This window comes from Pseudomonas sp. GD03903, from assembly GCF_029840045.1.
GTDB classification, from domain to species: Bacteria; Pseudomonadota; Gammaproteobacteria; order Pseudomonadales; family Pseudomonadaceae; genus Pseudomonas; species Pseudomonas pseudonitroreducens.
This window is the reverse complement of record NZ_JAOCBT010000024.1, coordinates 61631-82659: the sequence shown is the minus strand read 5'-3', so window position 1 is coordinate 82659 and position 21029 is coordinate 61631. Positions and strand designations below refer to the sequence as shown.

General features: G+C 66.2%; 18 protein-coding genes. 8 read left to right on the top strand and 10 right to left on the bottom strand.

Annotated elements, in window-relative coordinates:
• Positions 1–20 precede the first annotated feature (20 nt).
• Entirely contained in the window at positions 21–893 is an 873-nt protein-coding gene (locus tag N5C91_RS27305) for a LysR family transcriptional regulator (RefSeq protein WP_236199993.1), read from the top strand.
• A 33-nt stretch (positions 894–926) separates the two neighbouring features.
• Here N5C91_RS27305 and N5C91_RS27300 read toward each other — a convergent pair whose 3' ends face one another.
• The gene (locus N5C91_RS27300; protein WP_236175313.1) at positions 927–1301 is read right to left on the bottom strand and encodes a hypothetical protein; all 375 of its coding nucleotides are present in this window, start codon (positions 1299–1301) and stop codon (positions 927–929) included.
• Positions 1302–1552: 251 nt separating this feature from the next.
• Between N5C91_RS27300 and N5C91_RS27295 the strand changes: the two genes are divergently transcribed.
• Positions 1553–1891, top strand: a complete 339-nt coding sequence (locus N5C91_RS27295) for an I78 family peptidase inhibitor (RefSeq protein ID WP_236199994.1) — start codon at positions 1553–1555, stop codon at positions 1889–1891.
• Positions 1892–1960: 69 nt separating this feature from the next.
• Here the strand turns inward: N5C91_RS27295 and N5C91_RS27290 are convergent, their stop codons facing one another.
• Positions 1961–2218: a hypothetical protein gene (locus N5C91_RS27290; protein WP_236175910.1), complete on the bottom strand. Its 258-nt coding sequence runs from the start codon at positions 2216–2218 to the stop codon at positions 1961–1963.
• Between the two features lie 141 nt (positions 2219–2359).
• Positions 2360–3283 (bottom strand): LysR family transcriptional regulator, encoded by a 924-nt coding sequence (locus N5C91_RS27285; RefSeq protein ID WP_279833348.1) that lies wholly within the window; start codon positions 3281–3283, stop codon positions 2360–2362.
• 120 nt (positions 3284–3403) lie between these two features.
• Here N5C91_RS27285 and N5C91_RS27280 point away from each other — a divergent pair, with 120 nt between their 5' ends.
• Positions 3404–4162: a 3-oxoacyl-ACP reductase family protein gene (locus N5C91_RS27280; protein WP_236175908.1), complete on the top strand. Its 759-nt coding sequence runs from the start codon at positions 3404–3406 to the stop codon at positions 4160–4162.
• 103 nt (positions 4163–4265) lie between these two features.
• On the opposite strand, the gene N5C91_RS27275 is transcribed toward N5C91_RS27280, so the two are convergent.
• Together N5C91_RS27275 and N5C91_RS27270 are read right to left on the bottom strand one after the other, a co-directional pair.
• Positions 4266–5354, bottom strand: coding sequence for an FUSC family protein (locus N5C91_RS27275; RefSeq protein ID WP_279833346.1), 1089 nt, complete (start codon positions 5352–5354; stop codon positions 4266–4268).
• Positions 5355–5440: 86 nt separating this feature from the next.
• Positions 5441–6868 (bottom strand): phospholipid carrier-dependent glycosyltransferase, encoded by a 1428-nt coding sequence (locus N5C91_RS27270; RefSeq protein ID WP_279833344.1) that lies wholly within the window; start codon positions 6866–6868, stop codon positions 5441–5443.
• A 116-nt stretch (positions 6869–6984) separates the two neighbouring features.
• On the opposite strand from N5C91_RS27270, the gene N5C91_RS27265 reads away from it, so the two are divergent.
• A complete protein-coding gene (locus N5C91_RS27265; RefSeq protein ID WP_279833341.1) occupies positions 6985–8058 on the top strand; it encodes a metallophosphoesterase in 1074 nt (357 codons plus the stop codon).
• 75 nt (positions 8059–8133) lie between these two features.
• The gene (locus tag N5C91_RS27260; protein WP_279833340.1) at positions 8134–10197 is read left to right on the top strand and encodes an EAL domain-containing protein; all 2064 of its coding nucleotides are present in this window, start codon (positions 8134–8136) and stop codon (positions 10195–10197) included.
• Here the strand turns inward: N5C91_RS27260 and N5C91_RS27255 are convergent.
• The gene (locus tag N5C91_RS27255; protein WP_236175903.1) at positions 10184–11047 is read right to left on the bottom strand and encodes a LysR substrate-binding domain-containing protein; all 864 of its coding nucleotides are present in this window, start codon (positions 11045–11047) and stop codon (positions 10184–10186) included. The genes N5C91_RS27260 and N5C91_RS27255 overlap by 14 nt on opposite strands.
• 123 nt (positions 11048–11170) lie before the next feature.
• On the opposite strand from N5C91_RS27255, the gene N5C91_RS27250 reads away from it, so the two are divergent.
• From N5C91_RS27250 to N5C91_RS27240, 3 genes are read left to right on the top strand one after another with little or no spacing between them, the layout of a single operon-like run.
• Entirely contained in the window at positions 11171–11806 is a 636-nt protein-coding gene (locus tag N5C91_RS27250; protein WP_236175902.1) for an ankyrin repeat domain-containing protein, read from the top strand.
• Between the two features lie 25 nt (positions 11807–11831).
• The gene (locus N5C91_RS27245; RefSeq protein ID WP_279833337.1) at positions 11832–12287 is read left to right on the top strand and encodes a nucleoside deaminase; all 456 of its coding nucleotides are present in this window, start codon (positions 11832–11834) and stop codon (positions 12285–12287) included.
• Between the two features lie 14 nt (positions 12288–12301).
• Entirely contained in the window at positions 12302–13504 is a 1203-nt protein-coding gene (locus tag N5C91_RS27240) for a CynX/NimT family MFS transporter (protein ID WP_236200361.1), read from the top strand.
• A gap of 113 nt (positions 13505–13617) precedes the next feature.
• Here N5C91_RS27240 and N5C91_RS27235 read toward each other — a convergent pair whose 3' ends face one another.
• From N5C91_RS27235 to mexE, 4 genes are all read right to left on the bottom strand, one after another.
• Positions 13618–13818: a hypothetical protein gene (locus N5C91_RS27235; RefSeq protein ID WP_024762279.1), complete on the bottom strand. Its 201-nt coding sequence runs from the start codon at positions 13816–13818 to the stop codon at positions 13618–13620.
• Positions 13819–14367: 549 nt separating this feature from the next.
• Positions 14368–15795, bottom strand: a complete 1428-nt coding sequence (locus N5C91_RS27230; protein WP_279833335.1) for a TolC family protein — start codon at positions 15793–15795, stop codon at positions 14368–14370.
• 5 nt (positions 15796–15800) lie between these two features.
• Positions 15801–19004 carry an efflux RND transporter permease subunit gene (locus N5C91_RS27225; protein WP_054910137.1) on the bottom strand — a complete coding sequence of 1068 codons (3204 nt, stop codon included), beginning with the start codon at positions 19002–19004 and terminating at the stop codon, positions 15801–15803.
• Between the two features lie 124 nt (positions 19005–19128).
• Positions 19129–20364, bottom strand: a complete 1236-nt coding sequence (gene mexE, locus N5C91_RS27220; RefSeq protein ID WP_279833332.1) for a multidrug efflux RND transporter periplasmic adaptor subunit MexE — start codon at positions 20362–20364, stop codon at positions 19129–19131.
• Positions 20365–21029: the final 665 nt, after the last annotated feature.

Here is a 21029-nt window from a genome sequence, read left to right as displayed (position 1 = left end):
CGCAATCTTGGAGTGCGTCAATGCAATACCGACTGGAATACGCCGATCTTGCCCTGGTACTGGCGCTGGTGCGCGGCGGCAGCCTGGCCCGCGCTGCGGAATTGCTCGAGGTTGACGTCTCCACCGTGTTCCGCGCCGTGCGCCGGTTGGAGAAGTCCCTGGGTACCGCATTGTTCGAAAAAGGCCGCAACGGCTATCTGGCGACCGCCACCGCGCAGCAACTGGCGACCCAGGCGGAACTCGCCGAGCAGGCTCTGGAAGCTGCGCGCCTGGGCCTGGAACAGGGCCACGACGTGCTCAGCGGAACCGTGCGCCTGACCTGCTCCGATACCGTGCTGCAGGGCCTGCTGCTGCCGGCTCTGGCGCGTTTCATGAAGCGCTACTCCGCGTTGAACCTGGAGCTGACCACCTCCAACGCCTTCGCCAACCTCAGCCGCCGCGACGCCGACATCGCCCTGCGCCTGACCAGCGCGCCGCCGGAACATCTGGTCGGGCGCAACCTCGGCGAAGTGCATTACGTGCTCTGCGCCCACCGCGACTACCTGGCCGAGCAGGGGGCGCGGCCCTGGCAGGACATGAGCTGGATCGCCCCGGACGAGTTTCTCCCCGACCATTCCAGCGTTGCCTGGCGGCGCCAGGCGTTCCCGGCGGTAGTGCCGGCCTATCGCTGCAACAGCATGCTTTCGGTGCTCGACCTCTGTCGCGCGGGCCTTGGCCTGGCGGCGCTGCCGGCATTCCTGCTGCGTCCTGGTGACGGCCTGCAGATACTCGAAGCGGAGCTGCCCGGTTGCAGCACCCATCTCTGGCTGCTGACCCGCCCGGACTGCCGGGCACTGCGGGCGGTGGTCACCCTGTTCGAGGAACTGGCCGGCAGCATCCGCCTGACCGCCTGAATGAAAAGACCCCGCTCGAAGGCGGGGTCGTTTCTACCAATGGCGATAGTGGCCGGGCGGGCCGTAGTAGCCAGGCCCGTAATAGCGCGGCGGGCCATAGTAGCGGGGCGGCCCGTAATAGCGCGGGCCGGGCACCACCACAACCGGACGGTAGACCGGCTGGTAAACCGGTTGATAGACCGGCACCGGCTGGTAATACACCGGCGCAGGCGGGTAATAGGCCACCGGGGGCGGCGGAGCGTAATAGGGCGCCGGCGCGGGTTGCGACCCGGCGACCACTGCACCCCCGACAACGGCACCGACCACCGCGCCGATCGCGGCGGCATCGGTGTGGCTGTTGGCCGCGGCCTGGCCAGCGAGGGCGAGGCCAGCGCAGAGCAGGGCGATCTGGGGGAGACGGTGAAGCATGATGCACCTCCTGAGGAACCCGGCGAGGAACCAGGTATCTATGAGACATCGGCCTCGAACAAATCGTAACGCCGCCGGTGTAAAGGTTGTGTAAATGGTGCTGTACGGCTCTGCCACGGGCATTGCGTGTATCAGCCTGCAATACATCCATCGCGCTGCCGCGGCCTTCGGGCTGGTAAGGTGGCGCCTTTCGCGTTTTTTCCAGAGCACTTTCCAGAGCTCTTTTTCCAGAAGAACCAGGGAGACCTTTCATGCCCTTCAATCCCATGTCCTTGAAGTGCACCTTGCTGTCGCTTCTCGCTGTCGCCGCCCTTGCCGGTTGCAGTTCCAAGGATTCCTCCTCCGACGCCGCGCAACCGGCCGCGGACAACCCGGCGGCGCTCTCCGGCACCTGCAACGCCAAGGCCGTGCAATCGATCGTCGGTAAGGTCGTCACCCCGACCCTCACCGAGGAAGCGCGCCGCGACGCCGGCGCCAGCGTCGCCCGCGTGCTCACCCCGCACCAGCCGGTGACCATGGAATACAACTCGCAGCGCCTGAACATCGATGTCGATGACAACCAGGTGGTCAAGCAGGTTTCCTGCGGCTGAGTGCATTGCGACGAACCAGCACCCATGAAAAAGCCCCGCCTAGGCGGGGCTTTTTGTTTCCGGCCATGATCAGCGATTGGCCGGCTTATGGATCACCCGCAATGCCTGGGTGGTCTGGTTGACGCATTCCTCGTAGTCGCCGGCCTTTTTCGCTGCCTCGGCCTTGGCGATGTATTCGTGGACCACGTTCACCTTCACGCCGGTGGCGTCCTTGCTGGCGGTCTTGAGGAAGTCATTGAGCTGCTGCAGGTTGCCGTCGCACAGCGCGCTGTCGGCGAATGCCGGGACGGAAAACACCATGGCCAGGAGCAGGGCGTACTTTTTCATGCAGGTTCTCCTTGCATTTCGAATGCCGAGTCGAAGAAATTCGAAACTACGTTAGCTTGCTAACAATCGACAAGCGTTTGCCCCGCGAATTCATTTCATTTCTGACTCGAGTCAGGAAAACCCCGATCCACGCGTCGCTGGTCAGATCGCACTGAACTTGTGTTCCAGGCCCTGGTTGCGGAAGTGCTCGATGGTGTAGTCGACGAACACTCGCGTCTTGGCTGGCAGCAGTTTCTGCGCGGCGTAATAGAGCGCGGTGTTGCCGGCGTCTACGTACCAGTCCGGCAGCACGCGCACCAGACGGCCGCTGTCCAGGTAGGGCACGGCGTGCGGCATGCTCACCAGGGTGACGCCCAGGCCCATCAAGGCGGCGACGCAGGCAGCTTCCGGGTCGCTGAAGGTCATGCGTTCCTTCAGCGCGATGGGTGCCTGGGCCTGCTGGCGATTGGTCAGTGGCCAGGGCCGCACGCGGCCGGTCTGCGGGGAGCGGATACGGATGCCGTCGTGGCTGGGCAGGTCCGACGGATAGCGGATTGCCGGGCGGCCCTCCAGGTAGGCTGGCGCGGCCAGCAATACCAGGTGCGCCGGGCTCAGCTTGCGCGCCACCACACCGGGCGGCAGTTCGAAGCCGCCGCCGATGGCCGCGTCGAAGCCTTCGGCGATGAGGTCGACCTGGCGGTTGTCGAAGTGCCAGTCCGGGCGGATCGCCGGGTAGCGCCCGAGGAAGTCCCCCAGCAGCGGCAGGATGTAGTCGCGGCCAAACACCAGCCCCATGCTCACCTTCAGCATGCCGCTGGGCTGGCCGTCGGTACTGGCCAGGTTGGCGATGGCGCTCTGCAGGCTGGCCAGGCCGCCGCTGGCCTCGTCGAGAAATCGTTCGCCGGATTCAGTCAGGGCCAGGCTGCGGGTACTACGCTGGAACAGCCGCACCCCCAGGTTGTTCTCCAGCCGCGCCACGTTCTTGCTTACCGCTGCTGGCGTGAGCCCCAGGCGTCGCGCGGCGGCGGCGAAGCTGCCGGCCTCGGCGCTGCGGACGAAGCATTCGATACTGATCAGGCTTTCCATGGGGAATATTCCGGACGTTTGGTATCGACTGAATATAGCGATTACTGGCTACCGGGGCAGGAGTGAGAGCGCGAAACTGGCCCCGTCGAACTGACTCCCCCACATTCCTGGAGACATGAAATGACTACCACGCAAACCACTCAATCTCTCGCCGGCAAAGTCGCTTTCGTACAGGGCGGTTCCCGCGGCATCGGCGCCGCCATCGTGCAGCGCCTGGCCCGCGAAGGCGCCGCCGTTGCCTTCACCTACGTCAGCTCGGCGCAGAAGGCCGAGGACCTCGCGGCCAGCATCGAAGCCGCCGGTGGCCGCGCCCTGGCACTGAAAGCCGACAGCGGCGATGCGGCGTCCGTGCAGAGCGCCATCGACACCGCGGCCCAGCGCCTGGGTGGCATCGACATCCTGGTGAACAACGCCGGGGTGCTGGCCATCGCGCCGGTGGAGGAGTTCAGCCTGGAAGACCTCGATCGCACCCTGGCGGTAAACGTGCGCAGTGTCTTCGTCGCCACCCAGGCCGCCGCGCGGCACATGGGGCAGGGCGGGCGCATCATCACCATCGGCAGCACCAACGCCGACCGCATGCCCTTCGGCGGCGGTGCGGTCTACGCCATGAGCAAGTCGGCCATCGTCGGCCTGACCAAGGGCCTGGCCCGTGACCTCGGCCCGCGCGGCATCACCGTGAACAACGTGCAGCCCGGCCCGGTGGACACCGACATGAACCCCGCCGACAGCGACTTTGCGGCGTCGCTGATGGACCTGATGGCGGTCGGGCGTTACGGCCGTGCGGAAGAAATCGCCGCCTTCGTCGCCTACCTGGCGGGCCCGGAAGCCGGCTATATCACCGGAGCCAGCCTGACCATCGACGGCGGCTTCGGGGCTTGATTGGCGGCGCGTCGGCATAACTGTGTGGAAAAATGCCCCGGGCTGCTCATTTGCCCTCCGCGCCCGTGGCATTTTTCGCCTTGTTCTGCTCTGGCTCGCGCAATCAGGCTCTGTCTCTGCTCTGGATGTTCCAGTGTTCGGAGGTGTTGGCGAGCTTTGCCGAGAGCATCTCCACCTGTTCGTAGAGGCGCAGGGTGAGCCAGTAGAAGCCCTGCTTCTCGAAGGAATCGGTCAGGTTGTGCGGCCGCGCTGGCAGGTTGTCCAGGCCCTGGCAGGCCTGCACCAGCTTGCTGGTGCGGCTGAACTTCAGGGCATGGGCCGATTGCAGCAGCAGGCGGCCAATGATCTGCCGGTGCGCGTCGAGGCTGGCCGGCACCGGTTCTATTTCCCCGGCCTGGGCGGCGAACTGCCGCGAGGCGATCAGCGATTCCAGGGTGCCCATGATTGCGCGGTGGATGCGCTGGAGGGTTTCCAGCTCGCGCAGCGGCATGCCGGTCTCCCGCGACACCGGCCCCAGGTGCGCGCGTGAGGCCACCAGGCGATGATCCAGCTCTTCCAGTTGGCGGGCGAAATGCTCGGCGGTGAAGTCGTGGTTGGACGATAGCTGCCCGTACATCCGTGCGCAGGCCCGCAGGTTGTCCGAGAGCAGGTAGCGCCAGACGTAGACCGCGCGCAGCGGGTAGATCTGCGAGAACAGCAGCGCGACAGCGACGCCGATCAGCACGTTGGCTGAACGCCACAGGCCTTCGGTGAAACCGGTCTCGCCGGGGCCGGCGACGATGCACAGAGTGATCCCCGCCAGCAGCGCCACGTAGCCGGGTCGGCGGATCGCATAGAACGCCGAGGCCGCCCCCAGCACCGACATGACCAGGTAGGTAAGGGTGAGCGAACGCGTCTGGTCGTAGATCGCGATCACCCCCAGCCCCAGCGCCGCGCCCACCAGGGTGCCCAGCACCCGCTCGTAGGACTTGCCGCGAATCGTCCCCTGGTGCACCAGCCCGCCCATCACCACCAGTACCGTCACCGAGGCCCAGAGGCCGTGGGGCAACTTCAGCGCGCTGGTCAGCAGCATCGAGGCGAGCAGGGCGAGGCCGACGCGCACGCAGTGAATCCAGGCAGCGTAGCGATAGCGGGTGTAGGGATTGGCCAGGCGACGGAAAGGCAGGGTGAGGATCGAGGGTTGCTTCGCCAAGGGAAGCGGCTCCTGTGCGGGCAGTGGTGCTGCAGCAAGGTTAGCCGCTCTGGGCCGGAAGGGGCGGCCGTGGATCAATCCCGGGGTTATTGCTGGTCGACGAAGTAATAATCGCGCTCGCCCACGCGGAAGTGCTGCAGCACGCTCAGCGGCGCCTCTGGCATGGCTGTGCTTTCCAGCAGGGCGATAGCGCCGTTCGGCTGGCGGAGGAAAGCCGCCAGCTCTTCGCGGGTCTGCAGTGCCGGCAGCAGGCTGCGGCTATAGAACACACTGGCGCCGGCGAGTCGTTCGCTGGGCTGGAACAGCGCTACCTGGCGCCCGGCCATCTGCTGCTGGTGAATCGCTTCGGTCAGCGGCAGGAAGGATTCCTGCTGGTCGGCGCGGGGTTCGAAGCAGATTGCGTAGCCCAGATAGCAGGCGGGTATCAGTAACGCCAGGCAGACTGCCGCGCCACGCATCCGCTGCAAGGCGCGGGCATGCCAGCGCGGCAGGAAGACGTAGGCATATTCGGCAGCGATCACCGCTGCCGCCGGGGCCAGTGCCATCAGGTAGACCATGCGCTTGCTGGAGGCGAGGCTGAGCAGGGCGAACTGCGCCGCCAGCCACAGGCAGAAGAACAGCAGGTAGCGGTCCCGCAGCAGGCGCTTGCGCAAATGCCAGAGCCCCAGGTAGAGGAGGAAATTCCACGGCAGGAATGCCTGTGGCAGGCGCACCAGGTAGTAATAAAAGGGTTCGAAATGCCCGGCTTCGCTGAACGTGCCGCTGAAGCGCCCGACGCTGTTGGTCCAGAGGATTTCCTGCAGGGCCGCTGTGCCGCCCGCCTGATACAGGAACAGCAACCAGACCAGCAGCGGCAGCAGGCCCGGCAGTGTCCATAGCAGTGGTCGCAGCCAGGCGGAGATTTCCAGCCGGCGTTGCGTCAGGCTGTCCCACAGCAGGCAGGCGAAGATCACCACGCCGGGCAGGGCCAGGCCCAGCACGCCCTTGCTCAGGGTGGCGATGGCAATCCCCACGGTGAACGCCAGCCAGTGCGCGGTGCGCCCCGGTGGCTTGAGCCAGGCTTGCAGGAATGACAGCAGTGCCAGCGTCACGCCGAAAGCGAGCAGGGCATCTTCGCCGACCTGGCGGGCATTGGCCCAGAAGCTCGCCAGGGTCATCAGCATGAGCGAGGCGAGCAGCGCCAGCGTGGCGGGCCGGCCGATGCGCCGGAGCACACGATAGAGCAGCAGCACGCAGAACAGCCCGGCGAATGCCGAGGCCAGCCGCACGGCCAGGGTGGTCGGCCCGAACAGACGAATGGCCGCGACGTCCAGCCATAGGCTCAGCGGCGGCTTCTCCAGGAACGGCTGGCCGTTCAGGCGCGGCGTCACCCAGTCCTGGTCGAGGTGCATTTCCATCGCGATGCCCGCCACCCTGGGCTCGGTGGAGCCCTGCAACTGGTGGTTGCCCAGTGCGCAGAAGAACAGCAGGCCACCCAGCACGAGCAGAACGACGAAGTAGCGGCGCTGGGGCATGGTGGGTCCTGGGCGGTTCCGGTTGCCTGCATGTATAGGCGACATTTCGTTAACGCGAAATTAACCTTCCCGGTGCTTCACTGCGACCCTCGCCCGGCCCACCCCTGGGGGTTGCCATGTCCGTCCGTCTGCCTGGTTCCCGTGTTGCCTCGCCGCGTCGCTTTCGCCGCCGCCACCTGCTGCTGGCGCTGGCCGTGCTGATTGTGGTGGTCGGCTGCCTGGCCGGCTTCATGGTGTTGGTGCCACCTCCGCCCTACACCCCCTTGCCGGGCCAGAACCCGGCGCAGGTGACGCTGCTGGCGCTGGGCGACCAGGGCAGCGGCGACCTGCAGCAATGGCGCGTAGCCGAGGGCATGGAGCGCGTTGCACAGAGCGAAGGCGGGGTGAACATGGTTCTGCTGCTGGGGGACAACTTCTACGGCAAGGCCCTGGGCGGGGTCGACGACCCGGCCTGGCAGCTCAAGTTCGAGCGTGTCTATCACGGTCGCTGGCTCAGCCATGTGCCGTTCTACGCGGTGCTGGGCAATCACGACTATCCCGCCTCGGCGGCTGTCGAGCTGGACTACGCCCGTCAGCATGCCGGTTCCGGTCGCTGGCAGATGCCGGCTCCTTTCTATACGCGCGACTTTGGCGAAGTGCAGGGGCGCCCGCTGCTGCGTGTGGTGTTTCTGGATACCAATGCCGACGCCAACGGCCTCCAGCGCCAGGCGGACTTTCTGCAGACCGCCTTCGCCCGCTCCGGGCCCGCGCCGCTGTGGAAGATGGTGGTGGCGCACCACGCCATGCGCAGCAGCGGCGGCAAGCACGGCGATGACGTCGGCCTGCTGCAGCAACTGCTGCCGGCGATGCAGCACAGCGGCGTGGATCTCTATCTTTCCGGGCACGAGCACAACCAGGAGGTGATAGTCCGTCCCGGTGAGCCGGCCTGGCTGGTCTCCGGTGGCGGTGGCCAGACCCTCGACGGGATCAGGCCCGGCGAGCCGGCCGATGGCACGCTGTTCGCCGCCGAACAGCACGGTTTCGCGCGCCTGGCCTTCACCGCGGACAGGTTGCAGCTGGCTTACTACGACCCGCAGGGGAACCGCGAGCAGGGCTTCCTCTGGGCCCGGGCCTGCCCCTGGATGGCGCAGGGCTGTCTGAAGCAGAACGACGCGGCGCAGTTGGCGACGAATAGGGCCACTGGCCAGTAGTTGTAACCTGGGGGTTTTCGCTAGAATTCCGGACTTTTGCGCGCAGGGATCGCGTGAGTCCATCTGAGAGCCCCCATGCTTACCGGTAGTTACGATCCCGCCCTGGTCCTGATTTCGCTGTGCGTCGCCATGCTGGCGTCCTACACCGCCCTGGACCTGGCCGGGCGCATCGCGACCACCCGCGGCTGGCCGGTGCTGCTGTGGATCGGCGGCGGCGGGGTAGCCATGGGCATCGGCGTCTGGTCGATGCATTTCATCGGCATGCTTGCCTTCAGCCTGCCCATCGCGCTGGGCTATGACCTCACGCTGACCCTGCTGTCACTGGCCATCGCCGTGCTCAGCTCGGGCTTCGCCCTGGCGCTGGTCAGCCAGGACCGGCTGCCGCTCTGGCAGCTGATCTGCGGCGCGCTGGCCATGGGCGCCGGGATCAGCTGCATGCACTACCTGGGCATGTACGCGATGCTGATGCAGCCGGGTATCGACTACGACCCGACGCTGTTCGGCCTGTCCCTGCTGATCGCCGTGGCGGCCTCCGGCGCCGCGCTGTGGATCGCCTTCAAGCTGCGGCACAACACGCCCTATGTGCGCCTGGCCCGCGTTGGCGCGGCGCTGGTGATGGGCGTGGCCATCGTCGGGATGCACTACACCGGCATGGCCGCCGCGCGTTTCCCTGAGGGCAGCTTCTGCGGCGCCTCACCCAGCGGGCTGGACAGCGACTGGCTGGCGTTGCTGATCATCGTCGTCACCCTGGCGGTGATCGGCATTGCGTTGCTCACCTCGGTGCTCGATGCCCGTCTGGAGTCGCGCACGGCGCAACTCACCTCGTCGCTGGCGCAGGCCAACCAGGAGCTGACCCAGCTTGCCCTGCACGACAACCTCACGCGCCTGCCCAACCGTATCCTGCTGGAAGATCGCATCGAGCAGATGATCGCCAAGGTGCAGCGCAGCGGCGGGCATTTCGCGCTGATGTTCCTTGACCTGGACGGCTTCAAGCCGGTCAACGACGCCTTCGGCCACCACGTCGGCGACCTGCTGCTCAAGGCCGTGGCCCAGCGCCTGCGCGACAGCCTGCGCAGCGAAGACACCGTGGCGCGCATCGGCGGCGACGAGTTCGTGGTGCTCGCCGAACTGGCCGAGGCGGAAGACGCGGTGACCGTCGCCAGCCAGCAGGTCAACCTGCTGGCCCAGCCGTTCCAGGTGGCCGGGCAGGAACTGCGCATCGCTACCAGCATCGGCATCGTGGTCTATCCCGGCGACGGCGCCAGCCAGCACGAGCTGCTGCGCAACGCCGACGCGGCGATGTACCACGCCAAGGGCAACGGCAAGAACGGCTACAGCTTCTTCGAGCAGTCGATGAATACCAACGCGCGCAATCACCTGCAGCTGCTGCACGACCTGCGCGCGGCCCTGGAGCGTCGCGAGTTCACCCTGCATTACCAGCCCAAGTTCGCTGCCAGCGGCGAACCCATCGGCGCCGAGGCGCTGCTGCGCTGGCAGCATCCGCAACGCGGTCTGCTGATGCCCGACACCTTCATCGCCCTGGCCGAGCGCACCGGGCTGATCATCCCCATCGGCGACTGGGTGCTGGACGAAGCCTGCCGGCAGATGCGCGAGTGGTACCTGCAGGGCCACGAAAGCTGGCGTGTGGCAGTGAATCTCTCGGCCCTGCAGTTCTGCCATGCCGCGCTGGTGCAGTCGGTGGCCGAGGCGCTGCAACGCCACCAGTTGCCGGCGCGCTGCCTGACCCTGGAGATCACCGAAACCACGGCCATGCGCGATGCCGACTCCAGCCTGGAAATCCTCGGCAGGCTGTCGGACATGGGCGTGGACCTGTCCATCGACGACTTCGGCACCGGCTATTCCAGCCTGCTCTACCTCAAGCGCCTGCCGGCCAACGAACTGAAGATCGACCGCGGCTTCGTCCGTGACCTGGAACAGGACAGCGACGATGCCGCCATCGTCTCGGCCATCGTCGCGCTGGGTCAGGCACTGGACCTGCGCATCGTCGCCGAGGGGGTGGAAACCTCCGGCCAGCAGAACTTCCTTACCCGCCTGGGCTGTGATTCGCTGCAGGGCTTCCTGCTCGGCAAGCCGGTGCCGGCCGAGCAGTTCCTCGAGCGTCTTTCTACGCCCGCGTAACCGCGGCCAACTGCGAGCAGAGTTCGCGCAGCTGCTCGCACAGGCTGCGCCCGGCGCTGCCCAGCTCGGGACGGGCGTAGAGCGCCAGCTCCAGCCCCTCGATGGGCGCAAAGCCTTCGTCGGCGGTCAGTACGCGATGGCCTTCGTGTCGGCCACGCAGAGGCAGCAGGCTGACCCCCATGCCCGCCGCCACTGCCGCCGACAGGCTCGCCAGGCTGGCGCTGCTGTAGCTGATGCGCCAGCGCCGGCCGCTGGCCTCCAGAGCGTGGATCATCTCCTGGCGATACAGCGCGCCCAGCGGGAAGACCACCAGCGGCAGCGGATCACGCGCAGCGGCAGGCGTCGCGGCGCTGTCCTGCCAGGCCAGCGGTTCGGGCCAATGGGCGAGGCAGTCGCTGTCCGCGCCCCATTGCTTGACCAGCGCCAGGTCCAGCTCGCCGCTGCGGTACTGGCGCAGCAACTCCTGGCTGAGGCCGCTGGAAACCTCCAGGCGCAGCCGCGGGCGTTCGGCGCTGAAGGCCGCCAGCAGCGGCATCATCCGTTCGCCGGCGAAGTCCTCCGGCATCCCCAGGCGCAGCACGCCCTCGCTGTGCTCGCTGCTCAGCGCCTCGCGCGCCTCCGAGCCCAGTTCGAGGATGCGCCGCGCATAGCCCAGCAAGCGTTCGCCCTGTTCGGTGGGGAGCACCTGGCGCTGGCTGCGATCCAGCAGGCGACAGTCCAGGCTCTGCTCCAGACGGAGGATCTGCTGGCTGACGGTGGACTGGGTGAGGTGCAGCAGTTCGGCGGCGCGGGTGAAGTTGCCGGCATCCACCACCATCACGAAGCTGCGCAGGAGGTTGGGGTCAAGCATTGTGATTCCCACTGAAAGTCATGTTTCTATTTAATTTCAGCATAGAACATCCCTTCGTCATACTGCTGCTGCTCATTTGCTTGAGCGTGAGTAGACGCACGACAGCCAGCAGGGGGAGCGCCAATGGACATGCCGACCATCCAGACCGAAGACGTACACAGCCGTGCCGCCGCCGACGCGCTGCTCGGCGCGGCCAGCGAAGGCCGCGAAGCCGAAGTGGCGACCTTGCTCAAGCGCGGTGTGGCGGTGGACGTGACCGACGGCCAGGGCAATACGCCGCTGCTCCTGGCGACCGCCGGAAACCGCGTGGCAGTGGCGCGGCTGCTGGTTGCCGCCGGGGCTGACGTCAACCGGCAGAACCGCATCCACGACAGCGCCTATCTGCTGGCGGGTGCGGCGGGGCGCCTGGAAATTCTCCAGCTGACCCTGGCCCACGGCGCCGACCTGCGCAGTACCAACCGCTACGGCGGCACCGCGCTGATTCCGGCGTGCGAGCGTGGCCACGTGGAAGTCGTGGCGCGGCTGCTCGAGGCTGGCGTCGATCCCGACCACGTCAACAAGCTGGGCTGGACCGGGTTGCTCGAAGCCATCCTGCTCAGCGACGGCGGCCCGCGTCACCAGGCCATCGTCAAGCAACTCATAGAAGCCGGGGCGAACCTGAACCTGGCCGACAACGACGGCGTCACGCCGCTGCAACACGCCCGCCAGCGCAACCAGACCACCATCGCCAGAATGCTGGAAGCCGCCGGCGCGCACTGAACCGATTGATTTGCTGGAAACTGCCATGTCACACGAAGTCTTCATGCGCGAGGCCCTGCAACTGGCCCGCGACAATATCGAGGCCGGCGGCCGCCCGTTCGGCGCCGTGCTGGTCAAGGACGGCCGGGTGATTGCCCGCGCCGCCAACTCCATCCACCTGGATTTCGACCCCACCGCCCACGCCGAGCTGCTGGCGATCCGCCGCGCCTCGGCCGTGCTGGGAATGTCGCGCCTGGACGGCTGCGTGATCTACGCCAGCGGCCACCCGTGCCCGATGTGCCTGGCGGCCATGCACCTGTGCGGCGTGGAGGGCGCGTATTTCGCCTATTCCAATGACGATGGCGAGCCGTTCGGCTTGTCCACCGCTGCGGTCTACCAGCAGATGGCCCAGCCGCCACAGTGGCAGGCGGTGCCGCTGCGTGCGTTGCGCCCTGTGGGTGAAGAAGGGCTCTACAAGCACTGGCAGGAGCTTCGCTCGTGAGCCGCAGTGTCGCCATGGCGAGTGGGCCGGCCAGCAGCGAACAGGGTGTCCGCGCCGGCTGGATCGGCCTGCTGGTGATCGTTGCGCTGGGCATCAACCTGCGGCCGATCCTCACTTCCATCGGCCCGCTGCTCGCCGATATCCACGACGCCACCGGCCTGGGCTTCCAGGGCCTGTCGATGCTGACCGTGCTACCGGTGCTGTGCATGGGCCTGTTTGCGCTGGGCCTGCCCTGGGTCGGCCCGCGCCTGGGTGAGAACCGGGGCATGCTGTTCGGCCTGCTGGCTATCGGCGCGGCATGCTTCTGGCGGCTGCTGCTGGACAGCGGCTTGGCGCTGATCGCCAGCGCCGTGCTGGCCGGTTGCGGGGTGGCGGTGATCCAGGCGTTCGTGCCGGGCGTGATCAAGCGCTGGTTCCCGCACAAGGTGCCATCCGCGATGGGCCTGTATTCGGCGTCACTGATGGCCGGTGGCGGTAGCGCCGCGGTGCTGGCGCCAGTGGTGTCGGAGCACTTCCACCGCTGGCAGGACGGCCTCGGCGCCTGGATGCTGCTGGCCATCGTCGGCCTGCTGCTGTGGAGCCTGGCCCGCCCGCGGGAAACCCCCGTGGCTGCGCCGCCCAAGCAGAAGGTGCAGCATTATTTCGGTAGCCGCCGGGCGTGGCTGCTGGCCTTGTACTTCGGCCTGATCAATGGCGGCTACACCAGCATGGTGGCGTGGCTGCCGGTTTATTACCGGCAACTGGGCTGGAGCGCCCAGGCCAGTGGCCAGTTGATCGGCCTGATGACCATTTTCCAGGTGATTGCCGCGTTGACCGTCCCGCTGCTGATCCGCCGCTCGCTGGATCGCCGCGGCTGGTTGTGCCTGTGCCTGCTGATCCAGCTCGGCGGCTTCATCGGGCTGATCTCGGCGCCACTGCACCTGCCGGGCCTCTGGGTGGCGCTGATCGGCTACGGCCTGGGCGCGTGCTTTGCCCTGAGCCTGACGTTGACCCTCGACCACCTGGCCGACGCCGGTGCGGCGGGGCGCCTGGCGGCCTTTGTGCAGGGCATCGGCTTCATCGTCACCGGCATCGTGCCCTACGTCACCGGCTGGCTGCGCGACAGCACCGGAAGCTTCCAGGCCTCCTGGATCCTGCTGGCGGTGTCGGTGGTGCTGATGCTGGGCGTGACGTTGCGTTTCTCGCCCAGAGGGTATGCGCGGGCAATGGAGAAATAGGCGAAATTCGGCGTTGTCGGATGCCAATCGCGGACGGAGTCCGCTCCTACGCAGGCTTGGAGCTTTCGTAGGAGCGGACTTCGTCCGCGATTGCTTTCAGGCGAGGGAGACGGTCAGACCGACGTCGCGATATAGATGCGGTAGGCGATGATCGACAGCATGCTCAGCGTGCCGACCCACATGAGGAATACGCCCACTGGGCGCTGGCGGATGGTGAAGCCGATCCCCAGCATGAACATGCCGAAGACAAGGATGCCGAGGGTGATGAAGAGGGACGTGGGGTCGAGCGGGATGAAATGGGCAGTGGCGTCCACGGCGGGTCCTTGTCTGAAAAGTCCGATATAGAGAGTCTAGGCCAGAGTAGGACCGAACTCCTTTGATCCCTGGCAAGCCGGTCCCGGATCATAACGGCCAGCGGCGCTCAGCCCAAGCTCAGGGCTCCAGAAGGAGCGAGCCCTTGCCCGTGAGTGCAAGGCGCAGGCCACGGAATTCGGCGAATCCCAGGTGGACCAGGAGCCGCTTCAGTTGGGGGTGGATGACCTCGCCACGCCTGACGCCATGGAGTAGCTGACATAGCTCGGCGTTGCCGGTTGGGGGTGGATTACTCTCGACCTGTTGGTTGGGCACGGCCGGGCTTCCCTGATTCCTGATGTCGGTGAATTCTGAATTCTGACCAGCTTCAGCTTATTTTTATTTGCTATCGGAAAATACTGATCAGCATCTAAGTATCTGACAGATTTTGGAACAGGCGTGCCAATAGCTAGGAGTCGGCGCCGTGCCGCGAGCATAAAAAAGCCCCGCGGTCCGGAGCGTCAGACCGCAGGGCCAGAACGGTCGAGAAGTTCTCGACCGGGGAGGACCGATCAGGCCGCCGGTGTCGGCTGCCAGCCGCCGCCGAGGGCCTTGTAGATCGCCACGATGCCGCGATACACGTCGACTTCCGCCAGGGCCTGGGCGTCCTCGGCGGCCAGTTGTTCGCGCTCGGCGTCCAGCAGGTTGAGGAAGTCCACGGTGCCCTCGCGGTATTGCAGGCCGGCCTGTTGCGCGGCGTTGCGGCTGGCTTCGGACTGGCGCACCAGCGAGACCAGGCGCTGCTGGCGCTTGCCGTAGTCGCTGAAGGCGTTCGACGACTCCTCCAGCGCCAGCAGGACCTGCTGCTCGTAGGTCGCCAGGGCGCCGTCGGCATCGGCCTTGGAGGCACGCAGGCGAGCGCGCACGCTGCCCAGGTCGAAGGCCGCCCAGGTGATGCTCGGGGCGACGCCCCAGGCACTGGCGGCGGACGAACCGATCTGCGAACCGCGACCAGCGGTGTAGCCGAGGAAGCCGCCGAGGCTGACTTTCGGGAACAGGTCGGCGGTGGCCACGCCCACATCCGCGGTGGCGGCCGCCAGGCGGCGTTCGGCGGAGGCGACATCCGGCCGGCGGCGTAGCAGCTCACCCGGATCACCGATCGGCAACGCCTTGGCGATGGCCGGGAGTTTCTTCGGCGACAGGTCCACGGAGAGCGCGTCCGGGCGCTGGCCGAGGAGGGTGGCGATGCGGTTGCGCTGGCGCACTTCCTCGGCCTGCAGTTGCGGCACGCTGGCTTCGGTGGAGGCCAGGCGCGCTTCGGCGCGCTGCACGTCCAGCTCGCTGCCGACACCGGCGTCACGCAGTTGGATGGTCAGGTCGCGGGATTCGCGCTGGTTCTGCAGGTTGCTCCTGGCAATGCTTTCGCGCAGTTGCGCACCGCGCAGCTGCCCGTAGGCATCGGCCAGCTCGGCGATCAGGCTGACCTGCAGTTGCTGCAGGTCGGCCACGGTGGCTGCACTCAGCGCGTCGCTGGATTCCAGCTGGCGGCGTACACGGCCGAACAGGTCGACTTCCCAGATCATGTCCAGGCCCAGGTCGTAGCGCTCCTGGTTGACCCGGTCCTCGGTCTGGCCGGGCACCTGGCCCTTGCCGACCTGGCCTTCGGCGCGGCTGGTGACCGTGGGGAAACGGTCATTCGCCACGTCGTCGCGGATCGCCCGCGAAGCCAGCACGCGGGCATAGGCCACACGCAGCTCGCGGTTTTCCTTGAGGGACTGGTCGACCAGTTGGGTCAGCACTGGATCGTCGAACTGTTTCCACCAGGCGTCTTCGTAACGGCTGCGGTCGTAGTTATTCGCCTGGGCATTGCTGTCCAGCTGGGCCGGCGCGGTGTCCGGCTTCTGGTAGTCGGGGCCGACCATGCACGCGCTGAGGGCCAGCGCGAGCAGGGAAGGGACGAACAGTTTCACGGCACTCTTGCTCACAGCATTGATGGTCATGACGCTCATGCCTGATGGGCCTCGTTATGGTTCGTGTGGCTCAGGGCAGCACGCGCCTGCTTCTTCGCTTCACGGGCTTCCATGAAGCGGCGGATCAGCACATAGAAGACCGGGGTCAGCAGCAGGCCGAAGAAGGTCACGCCGAGCATCCCGGAGAACACCGCGACACCCATGGCATGGCGCATTTCGGCGCCGGCGCCGGACGACAGCACCAGGGGCACCACGCCCATGATGAAGGCGATGGAGGTCATCAGGATCGGCCGCAGACGCAGGCGGCAGGCTTCCAGTACCGCGCTCAGGCGGTCCATGCCTTCATCCTGTTTATCCTTGGCGAACTCGACGATCAGGATCGCGTTCTTGCACGCCAGGCCCACCAGTACGATCAGGCCGATCTGGGTGAAGATGTTGTTGTCGCCACCGGACAGGATCACGCCCGCAATGGCCGACAGCAGGGTCATCGGCACGATCAGGATCACCGCCAGCGGCAGGCCCCAGCTCTCGTACAGCGCGGCCAGCACCAGGAAGGCGAGCAGCACGCAGAGCGGGAACACGTAGATCGCGGAGTTGCCAGCGAGGATCTGCTGGTAGGTCAGCTCGGTCCATTCGTAGGTCATGCCATTGGGCAGCTCCTGCTTGAGCAGGCGCTCGATGGCGGCCTCGGCCTGGCCGGAGCTGTAGCCCGGTGCGGCGGCGCCGTTGATCTCGGCGGTGATGAAGCCGTTGTAGTGCATCACGCGGTCGGGACCGGCGGTGTCGCTGATCTTGATGAAGGTCGCCAGCGGGACCATTTCACCCTGGTTGTTGCGCACCTTCAGCTGGCCGATCTGCTCGGGTTCGAGACGGAACTGCTGCTCGCCCTGGACGTTCACCTGGTAGGTGCGGCCGAAGCGGTTGAAGTCGTTCGCGTACAGCGAGCCCAGGTAGACCTGCAGGGTGTCGAAGATGTCGCTGATCGCCACGCCATGGGTCTTGGCCTTCTCGCGGTCGATGGCAGCGTCCACCTGCGGCACGTTCACCTGGTAGCTGGTGAACACCGACATGGGGTTCAGCTCCGGCAGAGCGCGGGCCTTGTTGAGGATGTTCTGGGTCTGTGCGTAGAGCTCCTCGTAACCGGCGTTGCCACGGTCCTCGATCTGCAGGCGGAAGCCGCCGATGGTGCCCAGCCCCTGTACCGGCGGCGGCGGGAAGATCGCGATGTAGGCGTCCTGGATATCCGCGAACTGCTTGTTCAGCTCGGCGGCGATCTCGTTGGCCGACATGCCCGGGCCCTTACGCTCGCTGAAGTCCTTCAGCGGGGTGAAGACGATGCCGCTGTTGGGGCTGTTGGTGAAGCCGTTGATCGACAGGCCGGGGAAGGACACGGTGTGCTCGATGCCCGGGTGCTTGCCGGCGATTTCCGACATGCGCTTGATCACCGCTTCGGTGCGGTCCAGCGTGGCGGCGTCAGGCAGTTGCGCGAAGGCCACCAGGTACTGCTTGTCCTGTTGCGGCACGAAGCCGGTCGGGGTGCTGGAGAAGCCCAGGTAGGTCAGGCCGATCAGGCCCGCATACAGCAGCAGCGCGATGGAGCTGCCGCGCAGCACGCGGGTGACGGTGCCGACGTAGCCATGGCTGGCGCGATCGAAGAAGCGGTTGAATGGACGGAACAACCAGCTGCCCAGCAGCTTGTCGAGGATCACCGAGAAGCGATCCTTCGGCTCGTGGTGCCCCTTGAGCAGCACGGCGGACAGCGCCGGCGACAGGGTCAGCGAGTTGAACGCGGAGATCACCGTGGAGATCGCGATGGTCAGCGCGAACTGCCGGTAGAACTGCCCGGTGAGGCCGGAGATGAACGCGGTCGGGATGAACACGGCGCACAGCACCAGGGCGGTGGCGATGATCGGCCCGGTCACTTCCTTCATGGCGCGCTTGGTCGCCTCGACGGGGGTGAGCCCCAGCCCGATGTTCCGCTCGACGTTCTCCACCACCACGATGGCGTCGTCCACTACGATGCCGATGGCCAGCACCAGGCCGAACAGGGATAGCGCGTTGAGCGAGAAGCCGAAGGCGTGCATCACCGCGAAGGTGCCGATCAGCGAGACCGGTACGGCGGCCAGCGGGATGATCGAGGCGCGCCAGGTCTGCAGGAACAGCACGACCACCAGCACCACCAGGATCAGCGCTTCGAACAGGGTGTGCACCACCGCTTCGATGGAGCCGCGGACGAAGATGGTCGGGTCATAGACGATGGAATAGTCCACGCCCTGGGGGAAATCCTTCTTCAGCTCGGCCATCTTCTCGCGCACCAGGTTGGAGATGGCGATGGCGTTGGAACCGGGGCGCTGGAAGATCGGGATGGCGACCGCCGGCTGGTTGTCCAGCAGCGAACGCAGGGCGTACTGGCTGGAGCCGAGCTCGACCCGGGCGATGTCCTTCAGGCGGGTGATCTCGCCGTCGGGGCCGCTGCGGATGACGATGTTCTCGAACTCTTCCTCGGTGACCAGGCGACCCTGGGTGTTGATCGACAGCTGGAAGCTGGTGTCGCTCGGCGCCGGCGGGGCGCCGAGGGAACCGGCGGCTACCTGGCGGTTCTGTTCGCGGATCGCGGCGACCACGTCGGTGGCGGTCAGGTTGCGCGAGGCGACCTTGTTCGGGTCGAGCCACACGCGCAGCGAGTAGTCGCCCATGCCGAACAGCTGCACATCGCCTACACCATCCAGGCGCGCCAGCTCATCCTTGATGTTGAGGATGGCGTAGTTGGACAGGTAGAGCATGTCGTAGCGGTTATCCGGCGAGGTCAGGTGCACGACCATGGTCAGGTCGGGCGAGGCCTTGTCGACGGTAATACCGATGCGCGTGACTTCCTCGGGCAGCTTGGGCTGCGTGCGGGTCACGCGGTTCTGCACCTGCACCTGCGCGTTGTCCAGGTCAGTGCCCAGGGCGAAGGTGATGGTCAGGGTCATCTTGCCGTCGGCGGTGGACTGCGAGGACATGTAGAGCATGTTCTCGACGCCGGTGATGGCCTGTTCCAGCGGCGCGGCGACGGTCTCGCCGATCACCTTGGGGTTGGCGCCGGGGAAGTTGGCGCGCACCACCACGGTGGGCGGGACCACTTCGGGGTATTCGCTGATCGGTAGCTGGAACAGCGAGATGGCCCCGCCGATCAGGATGATCAGCGAGAGCACGGCGGCGAAGATCGGCCGCTGGATGAAGAATTGCGAAAAGTTCATGGCTGGTTCCTGTCGCGAACGCTGCGGTTCGCCAAACCCGGGACAAAGGTCACCCAAGGCCCTGGTGGGACAGGGCCTGGTACATCAATCGTTTAAGACAGGGGGTGGTTCAGTCGGAGAGTGCTCAGCCGCGCGGCGCGCCCGGCTTGGCGGATTTCTCGGCCACCTTCGGCGCCTCGAGGCTCTCCAGCGCACGACGCTGGTTTTCGAGGTTGGCGAGGGTTTCCTTGCTGGCCATCTCGACACCCTGGGCATCGACCTGGGCACCGGGGCGAACCCGTTGCAGGCCGTTGACCACGATGCGATCACCCTTCACCAGGCCGGTGCGGACGATGCGCAGGCCTTCCAGTTTGGGGCCCAGCTCGATGCCGCGGTACTGCGCCTTGCTGTCCTTGTCGACCACCAGCACGAACTTCTTGCCCAGGTCGGTGCCGACCGCTTCGTCCTTGATCAGCGCGGCGGGGTAGGTGCCGCTGCCGACCAGCTTGATGCGGGCATACAGGCCGGGGGTGAACTGGTTGGCGTCGTTGTCGAACACCGCGCGACCGCGGATGGTGCCTGTCTTCGGGTTGACCTGGTTGTCGAGGAAGTCCAGGCGGCCCTGGTGGGGGAAGCCGTCTTCGCCGGTCAGGCCCAGGTACACCGGACTTGTGCCGCGGGCATCCGGGCCGCCCTTGCGGGCGAGGTCGACGTACTTCAGGTAGACGCGCTCGTCGGCGTCGAAGTAGGCGTAGACCTTGTCGGTGGACACCAGGGTGGTCAGCAGGCTCTGGCCGCTGTTCACCAGGTTGCCGGCGGTCACTTCGGCGCGCGAGACGCGGCCGTCGATGGGCGCGGTGATCTGGGTGAACGACAGGTTCAGGCGGGCGTTGTCCAGTTCCGCCTGGGTCGCGGCGACCACGGCCTTGGCCTCGGTGGCGGCGGCGGTGCGGGCATCGGCGAGTTCCGCGGAGATGGCGTTGGTGGCGCGCAGGCGATCACCACGGGCCGCTTCGTTGACGGTGCGGGTCTGGTTGGCGCGGGCCTGTTGCAGCTGGGCTTCCAGGCGATGCACCTCGGCCTGGAACGGCCGCGGGTCGATCTGGAACAGCAGGTCGCCTTTCTTCACCAGGGCGCCTTCACGGAAGGCGACGCGGTCGATATAGCCGGACACGCGCGGACGCAGTTCGACGGATTCCGGAGCCTCCAGGCGACCAGTGAATTCGTCCCATTCATTGATCGGCTGTTCGATCACATCCGCCACGCTGACCTTGGGGGCAGCCATGTTCTGTGCTGCCTCCTGGCCCTTGCCGCAGGCGCTGAGAACCAGCACGGCGGCCAACGCCAACGGAATACGCAAGGTGTTCAGATTTCGCTCCATGGAAAAGACTCCGGCGTTCTAATTGGTTTATGGATTTCTAATGGAGCGGAGTCTGCGTGCGCGGGGGCTCTGGAACTAATCGAACGAGAGAATTTTGATTATCACGTGGAGTGATAAAAGCCTTTGCACTATTCGTATGAATAGATAGAAGAAGTGGGTACGGGGATTGCCCGGAAGCTCTACTGGATAGTTTGGTGCGCTCGGGCTGCCCTCACCCTAACCCTCTCCCAGAGGGAGAGGGTTAGGGTGAGGGAATCGCCTCGCACCGATGCTCGGCCAGCGTCGTATTTGTAGGAGCGAGCTTGCTCGCGAAGTTTTTCACCCAAGGCACTGTGCCATGCAGGTTCGCGAGCAAGCTCGCTCCTACAGGTTCTTCTGCTAACGGAACGTAGCAATCGCGTAGGGCGAATAACGCCTCGGGCGTTATCCGCCGCGTCTATGCCCTCACTCTAACCCTCTCCCCGGGGGGCGAGGGGATTGATCGGTGCAGGAGGAAACTACAGCGTCAGCCGGCACGGACGGCTCTCTCTCCCTCTGGGAGAGGGCTCGGGTGAGGGAATCGCCTCGCACCAATGCTCGGCCAGCGTCGCATCTGTAGGAGCGAGCTTGCTCGCGAAGTTTTTCACCAAAGGCACTGTGCCATGCAGGTTCGCGAGCAAGCTCGC

Coding starts and splice junctions, on each gene's coding strand:
- N5C91_RS27305 (WP_236199993.1), top strand. CDS start 21: ATGCAATACCGACTGGAATACGCCGATCTTGCCCTGGTACTGGCGCTG.
- N5C91_RS27300 (WP_236175313.1), bottom strand. CDS start 1,301: ATGCTTCACCGTCTCCCCCAGATCGCCCTGCTCTGCGCTGGCCTCGCC.
- N5C91_RS27295 (WP_236199994.1), top strand. CDS start 1,553: ATGCCCTTCAATCCCATGTCCTTGAAGTGCACCTTGCTGTCGCTTCTC.
- N5C91_RS27290 (WP_236175910.1), bottom strand. CDS start 2,218: ATGAAAAAGTACGCCCTGCTCCTGGCCATGGTGTTTTCCGTCCCGGCA.
- N5C91_RS27285 (WP_279833348.1), bottom strand. CDS start 3,283: ATGGAAAGCCTGATCAGTATCGAATGCTTCGTCCGCAGCGCCGAGGCC.
- N5C91_RS27280 (WP_236175908.1), top strand. CDS start 3,404: ATGACTACCACGCAAACCACTCAATCTCTCGCCGGCAAAGTCGCTTTC.
- N5C91_RS27270 (WP_279833344.1), bottom strand. CDS start 6,868: ATGCCCCAGCGCCGCTACTTCGTCGTTCTGCTCGTGCTGGGTGGCCTG.
- N5C91_RS27265 (WP_279833341.1), top strand. CDS start 6,985: ATGTCCGTCCGTCTGCCTGGTTCCCGTGTTGCCTCGCCGCGTCGCTTT.
- N5C91_RS27260 (WP_279833340.1), top strand. CDS start 8,134: ATGCTTACCGGTAGTTACGATCCCGCCCTGGTCCTGATTTCGCTGTGC.
- N5C91_RS27255 (WP_236175903.1), bottom strand. CDS start 11,047: ATGCTTGACCCCAACCTCCTGCGCAGCTTCGTGATGGTGGTGGATGCC.
- N5C91_RS27250 (WP_236175902.1), top strand. CDS start 11,171: ATGGACATGCCGACCATCCAGACCGAAGACGTACACAGCCGTGCCGCC.
- N5C91_RS27245 (WP_279833337.1), top strand. CDS start 11,832: ATGTCACACGAAGTCTTCATGCGCGAGGCCCTGCAACTGGCCCGCGAC.
- N5C91_RS27240 (WP_236200361.1), top strand. CDS start 12,302: ATGGCGAGTGGGCCGGCCAGCAGCGAACAGGGTGTCCGCGCCGGCTGG.
- N5C91_RS27230 (WP_279833335.1), bottom strand. CDS start 15,795: ATGACCATCAATGCTGTGAGCAAGAGTGCCGTGAAACTGTTCGTCCCT.
- N5C91_RS27225 (WP_054910137.1), bottom strand. CDS start 19,004: ATGAACTTTTCGCAATTCTTCATCCAGCGGCCGATCTTCGCCGCCGTG.
- mexE (WP_279833332.1), bottom strand. CDS start 20,364: ATGGAGCGAAATCTGAACACCTTGCGTATTCCGTTGGCGTTGGCCGCC.